Raw genomic sequence first — 7,615 nt, forward strand, 5'->3', positions numbered from 1 at the left:
CTGTTATCGCTCATGAAACCTGTCTCCTGTCACCACCCTCCACGATGGACCCGGGGGCTCCGGGGTGTCTCACAACAGCCTGACAGGGAGGGGACAGATCCATCGCGGTCCGGCTTTCAACTGCGATCGTGCGTCGGGACTGGGGCAGTCTTCGGCGGACCTATGACTGGCTGGTTTGTTTCGCTTCGGGTCCAGGCTCGAGCAATCCGGACAGTGACCTGTCCATGTTCGTCAGACGAAAAGTCTCTTCCGTACAGAGCCGTGGCCTCCGAGAAGCGCACCCCTGTCGCGGCGAGGAATGCGAAGAGGGGTCGATGGTCCTCCGGGATATGAGATTGCAGCAGACGCCATTCATCACGAGTAAGGAACGACATAGGATCCTCAGTTGCTGAGCTGCGAGGCAGCGATACTCCGGCGCACGGATTGTCGGTGCGCTTCTTCTCACGGACAGCGGTTTTGAATGCAGCTGAGGAGCCCGTGGACGTTCGCGATGGTCGTAGGGGAGGAGCCCGCAGCAGACATCGTTTTCACCTAGCCGACCACGTCACGATAATCGACCTCAAGTACATCAATGCGACCGATGGTTGGCGTGAGGTGCTTGGCAAGCTGCCCTTTGTAGCGCCTGATCGTGTAACCGTTCGCGTTCGTCAGCAGATCGATATGGCCCTCAACCATTTTGGTAACCGTGTAGGCGCCCATGAAGTGTTTCTGCGCACTCGATAAGGCCAGCGAGGTGTCGAGGTCGTGAGCCTCCAGAACGGTCATCATGAACTCGGCGTCCTTGACCTCGTCAAAACGCTGGGTCCTTCGCTTACCGGTCTTTTTGTCGACCCAACGAAGGAGATAGGCCGTGGAGCCGTCTTTGCGTGGGCGATTTTCGATGTTGGGCATGGTTTTACTATGCGTCGACTTTGCCGACGGCTGTCGGAGATAACCACGTCGCGTGGTCGGGGGCATAAAAAAACCCCGGAAATCCGGGGTTTTTTCATTGTGCGCGGAGGGGGACTTGAACCCCCACCCTCGTTAGAGGACTAGCACCTCAAGCTAGCGCGTCTGCCATTCCGCCACCCGCGCAGGTGATGTTTTCCGTGGCTCAAACCCTCGGAAGCAGCGAAAAAAACTCTAACACGATCAAGGCCCAAGAGTTTAATCCGCACCCTCAGCGGGGGTCTGAGCCAAAGTGGTTAGGCTGGTGGAACAGACTAGTTGCCTCAGGAGGCCCCACGTGACGAACATCTTGCCCGAAGACGAAGTTGTCCGCATCTGCCAGGAACTCATCCGCATTGACACCTCCAACTATGGCGACAATGTGGGACCTGGCGAGCGAGCGGCAGCCGAGTACACGGCGGGCCTGATCGAGGAAGTCGGCCTGGGCACGCAGATCTTCGAGTCCGAGCCAGGTCGCGCTTCAGTGATCGCCCGGATGCCCGGCTCCGATCCGTCGCTGCCCGCTCTGGTGGTGCACGGCCATCTGGACGTTGTCCCCGCGCAAAAAGAGGACTGGACGGTCGACCCGTTCAGCGGCGAGGAGAAGGACGGCCTCATCTGGGGCCGCGGCGCCGTGGACATGAAGGACATGGACGCCATGATCCTCTCGGTGCTGCGCAGCATGCAGCGCGAGAAGATCCAGCCCAAGCGCGATCTGATCTTCGGTTTCTTCGCCGACGAGGAAGCTGGCGGGAAATACGGTGCGTCCTGGCTGGTCGACACCCAGCCCGGACTGTTCGAGGGCGCCACCGAGGCCATCTCCGAGGTCGGCGGCTTCTCTGCCACGATCGGAGGCCAGCGGACCTACCTGCTGCAGACCGCCGAGAAGGGCATCTCCTGGTTACGCCTGGTGGCCCACGGCCGCGCCGGCCACGGCTCACAGATCAACACCGACAACGCGGTGACCCGACTGGCACGCGCCGTCACCCGCGTGGGGGAGTACAAGTGGCCGATCGAGCTGACCCCCACCACCCGCCAGTTCCTCGACGGTGTGACGGAACTCACCGGCGTCGAGTTCGACGCCGACAACCCCGACACCCTGCTCGCCGAGCTTGGCACCGTCGCGCGCTTCGTCGGTGCCACCCTGCAGAACACCTCCAATCCGACGGTGCTCAAGAGCGGGTACAAGCACAACGTCATCCCCGGCACCGCTGAGGCGCTGATCGATGTGCGCACGCTTCCCGGCCAGGAGGAGCAGGTCCTCGCCACCATCAAGGAACTCGCAGGCGCCGGCGTCGACGTCACCTACGACCACAAGGACGTTTCCCTAGAGGTGCCGTTCGCCGGAAACCTGGTCGACTCGATGATCGATGCCCTCCACAGCCAGGACCCGGGCGCCAAGGTCCTGCCCTACACGCTCTCCGGAGGCACCGACAACAAGTCACTCAGTCGCCTGGGCATCACCGGGTACGGGTTCGCCCCCCTCCAGCTCCCCGACGAACTCGACTTCACCGGCATGTTCCACGGGGTCGACGAGCGGGTCCCCACCGAGTCCCTGAAGTTCGGCTCACGCGTCCTCAACCGGCTGCTCACCACCTACTAGGCCTGACTGCGAACACTCCAGTGGACACACCAGTTGAAATCCTCCCGGACAGCCTCCTCGAGACGTTCCGGGAGCGCGCCGCGGGCTACGACTCCCGGAACGAGTTCTTCCACGCCGATCTCGCCGACCTCAGGGAGACCGGCTACCTTGCCCTGATGGCCGCCACGGGCGACGGCGGTCGCGGGCTGGGCATCGAAGCGACGGCCGCCTGCCAGCGGCGGCTGGCATCGGCCGCGCCGGCCACGGCGCTGGCCATCAACATGCATCTCGTGTGGACGGGGGTCGCCCTGCTCCTGCAGCGTCGGGGTGACGCCTCCCTGGACTACGTTCTCCGGGAGGCCGCCCAGGGGGAGCTGTACGCGTTCGGGCTGTCCGAGCCGGGCAACGACGCGGTCCTCTTCGATTCCGTCACCATGGCGACGCCCCAAGTGGGCGGCGGGTATGCGTTCGCGGGCACCAAGATCTTTACCAGCCTCGCGCCAGCCTGGACCCGGTTGGGTGTGTTCGGCAAGACCACGGCAACCGACGGTACTGAGCAGCTGGTGCACGGCTTCGTGACCCGGGGCACCCCCGGGGTCCACACGGTTCAGGACTGGGACACCCTCGGGATGCGTGCCAGCCAGTCACACACCACCCGGCTCGACGACGTCGTCGTCCCTGCCGAGCGCATCTTCAGGCACCTGCCCGTGGGCCCGAACGCCGACCCGCTGGTGTTCGCCATTTTTGCGGCCTTCGAGACGCTTCTATCAGCGGTTTACACGGGGATCGGCGACCGGGCGCTGGCTCTGGCGGTCGGCTCTGCCGGCCAGCGGACCACCGGCAAGGGGCTACCGCTGGCACAGACCCCGGAGGTCCGCTGGCAGGTCGCCGACGCGGCAATGGCCATGGATTCCCTCGACGCGCAACTGCGGTCCGTGGCACGCGACCTCGACGCCGGCGCCGACCATGGGGGCCGTTGGTTCGCGAAACTGGTGGGGCTGAAGCTGCGGGCCACCGCGGTGGCCCGCGAGGTCACTGACGCCGCGCTGCATCTGGCGGGAGGGCAGGGCTTCCGGACCGGAAGCGAGATTGGCAGGCTCCACCGTGACGTGCTTGCGGGCCAGTACCATCCGTCGTCCACCGAGTCGGCCCACCGGACCGTGGCCACAGCCTGGCTCGGCCAGCTGGAGGACACGTAGGGGGCCCGGCGTCCTACGCCGTCCGCTCCACCCGCATCACCTTGCGGCGCATCCAGTAGCGACGCCCACCGCCGATGTAGATGCAGCTGCGCTCCAGCTCCCACTTCCCGTACTCGGCGTGTTCGGTCAGCGCCTGACGTGCGGCGTTGACCGGCTCGCCCGCTTTAACGGTCAACACCAGGTACTCGTAGCGGCGCTCGACACCGCGCTTTGGTGCCGTCGTCGCGTTTAGAAATTGTTCGCGCATTTCCCTCCAATTTTGACCACTTTACCGATAACGTCTACCCATGAGTATTGATCCGCGTGTCGCGCTCCAAACCCTGGTTTCGGCGCTTGAGGAGCATCTCAACGCGGCCGCGTCCCGTCGCAGCGAGGAGGACCCGGCTGTGGAGGCCGCCTACCTCGCCGTCGCCGACGCCTTCGATACCTATGAGGAAGTCCTGTACGACGCCCACGGGGAAGTGACCCCGCTGGTCATCTACGAGAGCGACGACGACGACGAATCCTAGGACGGCGCCGATACCTCGCCCAGCACCTCGGAGATCTGCTGCGGCAGCGGGTCCTGAGCCGCGGCGAGCACGTCCTTGAGCTGATGACTGGTCCGGGCCCCGACCAGTGCGGCGGTCACGGTTGGTCGGTGCAGCACCCAGCGCAGCGCTACCTCAAGGGGCGCCAGATCCAGGCCCTTCGCCGCCGTCACTACCGCCTCGACGACGCGGTGCGGGCGGCCGGTGAGATACGGCTCCACATACGGCGCCCACAGGTCCGACGCCGCCCGGGAATCCGCGGGGGTCTGCCCGCGGTACTTGCCTGTCAGTACGCCACGGCCCAGCGGAGCCCAGGCGAGCAGACCGACACCCAGGGCCAGGGCCGCGGGGGTTGCCTCCCGTTCCACCGTGCGGTTCAGCAGTGAATACTCGGCCTCGTGGGCGACCAGCGGGAAACCGGCGGTCGCCGATGCGAGGGCGAGCTCCCAGCCCGCCTGGTTGGACACCCCGACGTAGCGGGCACGCCCGGTACGGTAGGCGACTTCCAACGCCCCGAGTGTTTCGTCCAGCGGCACCCCGGCTTGCCGGGCCGGCGCCAGCCACAGGTCAACGTGGTCCGTCCCCAGCCGGGCCAGGGAGGCGTCGAGAGAGTCGAGCAGTCCCTTGCGCGACGCGTCGGACCGGCGCACACCTCCGTGTGAGCGGGCAAGCCCACCCTGCACGGCGAGGACCAGCTCGGAGCGGGCCACAATGTCGCCGATCAGGTCTCCCAGCATCGCCTCCGCCCGGCCATCCGAGTAGCGGGCAGCGGTGCCCACCAGCGTGCCCCCGCCCTCGGTGAACAGGCGCAGCTGTTCACGGGCGGTTTCTTCATCCGCATCCTGACCCCAGGTCATAGTGCCCAATCCCACACGGGATACCGCCAGACCGCTGCTGCCCACGTTTTGCCACTGCATACGGTAAGCCTAAAGCCTCCGGCAGGACGGTGACCTCCCGGCCCTTGGCAGGTGGGTGCTCTAAGGTCTTAGATGTGAATTGGATCGAAGCTGCCATCCTGGGCCTGGTGCAGGGCCTGACGGAATTTCTCCCCATCTCCTCCAGCGCCCACCTGCGCATTGTCGGCGAGTTCCTGCCCAACGCCCAGGATCCGGGTGCCGCCTTCACCGCGATTACCCAGCTGGGCACCGAGACGGCGGTGGTGGTGTTCTTCTGGCGCGACATTGTCCGGATCATCAAGGCCTGGACCGGGTCGCTGGTTGGCAAGGTCCACACAAGCGACCCTGATGTGAGAATGGGCTGGCTGGTGATCCTCGGCAGCCTGCCCATCGGCATTCTGGGTTTGCTGTTCCAGGACCAGATCGAAAGCACACTGCGCAGCATGTGGCTGACCGCCACCATGCTGATCGTGTTCGGGCTGATCCTGGCGGTCGCCGATGCCGTCGGGAAGCAGGATCGAACACTTGAGCAGCTGACCTTTCGCCACGGAATCTTCTACGGTTTCGCCCAGGCACTTGCCCTGATTCCCGGCGTGTCCCGGTCGGGTGGCACCATTACCGCCGGCCTGTTCATGGGCTACAACCGTGAGGCCGCGGCCCGCTACTCCTTCCTGCTGGCCATCCCGGCGGTCTTCGCCAGCGGGTTCTTCCAGCTGGTCAAAAGCTTCGACGAACCCGGCCCGTACGGGCTGGGGGAGACGGCCCTCGCCACCGGCATCGCGTTCGTGGTCGGTTTCGTCATCATCGGCTGGTTCCTCAAGTTCGTCTCGACCCGCAGCTATGGCCTCTTCGTCTGGTACCGGATCCTGCTCGGGCTGGCGCTGTTCCTGCTGCTCGGGTTCGGCATCATCAACCCTTGATCCATGCTGTGACAGCGGCGGACCGCACCACCGCTGGTCTGGTGCGCCCGGTGGAGAACGTATTGTAGAAGACGTGATTGCGTGGAACTCTCGACCTATTCCTGCCCTGCCTGGCCAGACAGCCGGCATCGGCCTGTACGACACCAAACAGCAGCAGCTGGTGAACCTGCCGCCGGAACCCGGGCAGGGACTGTATGTCTGCGGAATCACCCCCTATGACGCCACCCATATGGGCCACGCGGCCACGTATGTCGCGTTCGATCTCCTGAACCGTCTCTGGCGGGACTCGGGCGCCGTCGTGAACTATGTCCAGAACGTCACCGACATCGACGACCCCCTGCTGGAGCGGGCAACCGCCACCGGGGTGGACTGGATGGACCTCGCCATCGAGCAGACCGATCTGTTCCGTGAAGACATGTACGAACTCAACGTCATCCCACCCGAGCACTACATCGGGGCGGTGGAGTCCATCGGCTGGATCGTGCCGGTGATTGAATCCCTGCTGGAGCGCGGCATCGCGTACCCGGTGGCGGGCGACGGCGCCGAGCCCGACGGCGACATCTACTTCTCGGTGGACGCCGCGACGGCTTCGCTATCGGGTCCCGAAGCGTGGTTCCTCGGAGCGGTGTCCCACCTGGGAGAGGACGAAATGACCGGACTCTTCGCCGAACGCGGCGGGGACCCGGAACGTCCCGGCAAGCGGCACCCGATGGACCCCCTGCTCTGGCGGGTGGCCCGGAGCGGCGAGCCCGACTGGGACGGGAACACCCTGGGACGGGGACGGCCCGGCTGGCACATCGAATGCGCGGTGATCGCCCAGCGGTTCCTGAACCTGCCCTTCACCGTGCAGGCTGGCGGCTCCGACCTGGTGTTCCCGCACCACGAGATGAGTGCGGCCCACGCGGAAGCGGCCACCGGCACCCCGCTGGCCCGGCACTTCGCCCACGCCGGGATGGTGGGACTCGACGGCGAGAAGATGAGCAAGTCCCGCGGCAACCTGGTGCTCGTGTCCACCCTGCGCCGCGACGGCGTCGACCCTGCAGCAATCCGGCTGGCGATCCTGAACCACCACTATCGCTCCGACTGGTCCTGGACCGACAAGGTGATTCCCCGCGCCCAGGACCAGCTGGCCAGCTGGCGTCTTGCACTGGGCTCCGCCACCACCGAATCGGCGGCAGGGCTCACCCAGGAGTTGCGCAGCGCCCTGGCCAACGATCTTGACGCCCCGGCGGCCGTGGCAGCCGTCGACCGGTGGGCGGCAGTCGCACCCGCGACCGCTGGCACGGCGGCCGGCGCGGACGCCGTCGTCGACGCACTGGACGCCCTGCTGGGCATCAGGCTCACCCGTTAATCCTGGGGAAACCTGGACTTACCGACCGAACAAACAAACGAACAAACGTCCGTCCGCGCGCTGAATGAACTCCAGCCGACGGTAGCCCCGCTCGTGCCGGTCGAGACGACTAGGGCGCGTCTCCTAATTCTTTGAGCCAAATAGTGATGGCTCGGAGTACGACTCCTCCGCGGTAGGTGAGGGCGAGTTTGTCGTACCGGGTGGCCAGACCGC

General features: G+C 65.6%; 8 protein-coding genes and 1 tRNA gene. 5 read left to right on the plus strand and 4 right to left on the minus strand.

Features of this window, described 5'->3' with window-relative positions; all coding sequences use genetic code 11:
• Positions 1–531: 531 nt before the first annotated feature.
• Both IWX64_RS16230 and IWX64_RS16235 read right to left on the minus strand, forming a co-directional pair.
• Positions 532–891: a hypothetical protein gene (locus IWX64_RS16230; RefSeq protein ID WP_196868162.1), complete on the minus strand. Its 360-nt coding sequence runs from the start codon at positions 889–891 to the stop codon at positions 532–534.
• A 100-nt stretch (positions 892–991) separates the two neighbouring features.
• Positions 992–1,074, minus strand: a tRNA-Leu gene (locus tag IWX64_RS16235).
• A 151-nt stretch (positions 1,075–1,225) separates the two neighbouring features.
• Here IWX64_RS16235 and IWX64_RS16240 point away from each other — a divergent pair.
• Positions 1,226–2,530 (plus strand): M20/M25/M40 family metallo-hydrolase, encoded by a 1,305-nt coding sequence (locus IWX64_RS16240; protein WP_196868163.1) that lies wholly within the window; start codon positions 1,226–1,228, stop codon positions 2,528–2,530.
• 20 nt (positions 2,531–2,550) lie between these two features.
• Positions 2,551–3,708 carry an acyl-CoA dehydrogenase family protein gene (locus IWX64_RS16245; RefSeq protein ID WP_196868164.1) on the plus strand — a complete coding sequence of 386 codons (1,158 nt, stop codon included), beginning with the start codon at positions 2,551–2,553 and terminating at the stop codon, positions 3,706–3,708.
• Positions 3,709–3,721: 13 nt separating this feature from the next.
• Here IWX64_RS16245 and IWX64_RS16250 read toward each other — a convergent pair whose 3' ends face one another.
• Positions 3,722–3,955, minus strand: coding sequence for a DUF5703 family protein (locus IWX64_RS16250; RefSeq protein ID WP_196868165.1), 234 nt, complete (start codon positions 3,953–3,955; stop codon positions 3,722–3,724).
• 40 nt (positions 3,956–3,995) lie between these two features.
• Between IWX64_RS16250 and IWX64_RS16255 the strand changes: the two genes are divergently transcribed.
• Positions 3,996–4,217, plus strand: coding sequence for a hypothetical protein (locus IWX64_RS16255; protein ID WP_196868166.1), 222 nt, complete (start codon positions 3,996–3,998; stop codon positions 4,215–4,217).
• Here the strand turns inward: IWX64_RS16255 and IWX64_RS16260 are convergent.
• Positions 4,214–5,152: an aldo/keto reductase gene (locus IWX64_RS16260; RefSeq protein WP_196868167.1), complete on the minus strand. Its 939-nt coding sequence runs from the start codon at positions 5,150–5,152 to the stop codon at positions 4,214–4,216. The two genes, IWX64_RS16255 and IWX64_RS16260, sit on opposite strands and share 4 nt — an antisense overlap.
• A 74-nt stretch (positions 5,153–5,226) precedes the next feature.
• On the opposite strand from IWX64_RS16260, the gene IWX64_RS16265 reads away from it, so the two are divergent.
• Together IWX64_RS16265 and mshC are read left to right on the plus strand one after the other, a co-directional pair.
• Complete coding sequence (locus tag IWX64_RS16265) at positions 5,227–6,051, plus strand: undecaprenyl-diphosphate phosphatase (RefSeq protein ID WP_196868168.1); 825 nt, start codon at positions 5,227–5,229, stop codon at positions 6,049–6,051.
• Positions 6,052–6,124: 73 nt separating this feature from the next.
• Positions 6,125–7,402: a cysteine--1-D-myo-inosityl 2-amino-2-deoxy-alpha-D-glucopyranoside ligase gene (gene mshC, locus IWX64_RS16270; RefSeq protein WP_196868169.1), complete on the plus strand. Its 1,278-nt coding sequence runs from the start codon at positions 6,125–6,127 to the stop codon at positions 7,400–7,402.
• The last annotated feature ends 213 nt before the right edge of the window (positions 7,403–7,615 follow it).

The organism is Arthrobacter sp. CAN_A212 (genome assembly GCF_015752345.1).
GTDB lineage: Bacteria > Actinomycetota > Actinomycetes > Actinomycetales > Micrococcaceae > Arthrobacter_D.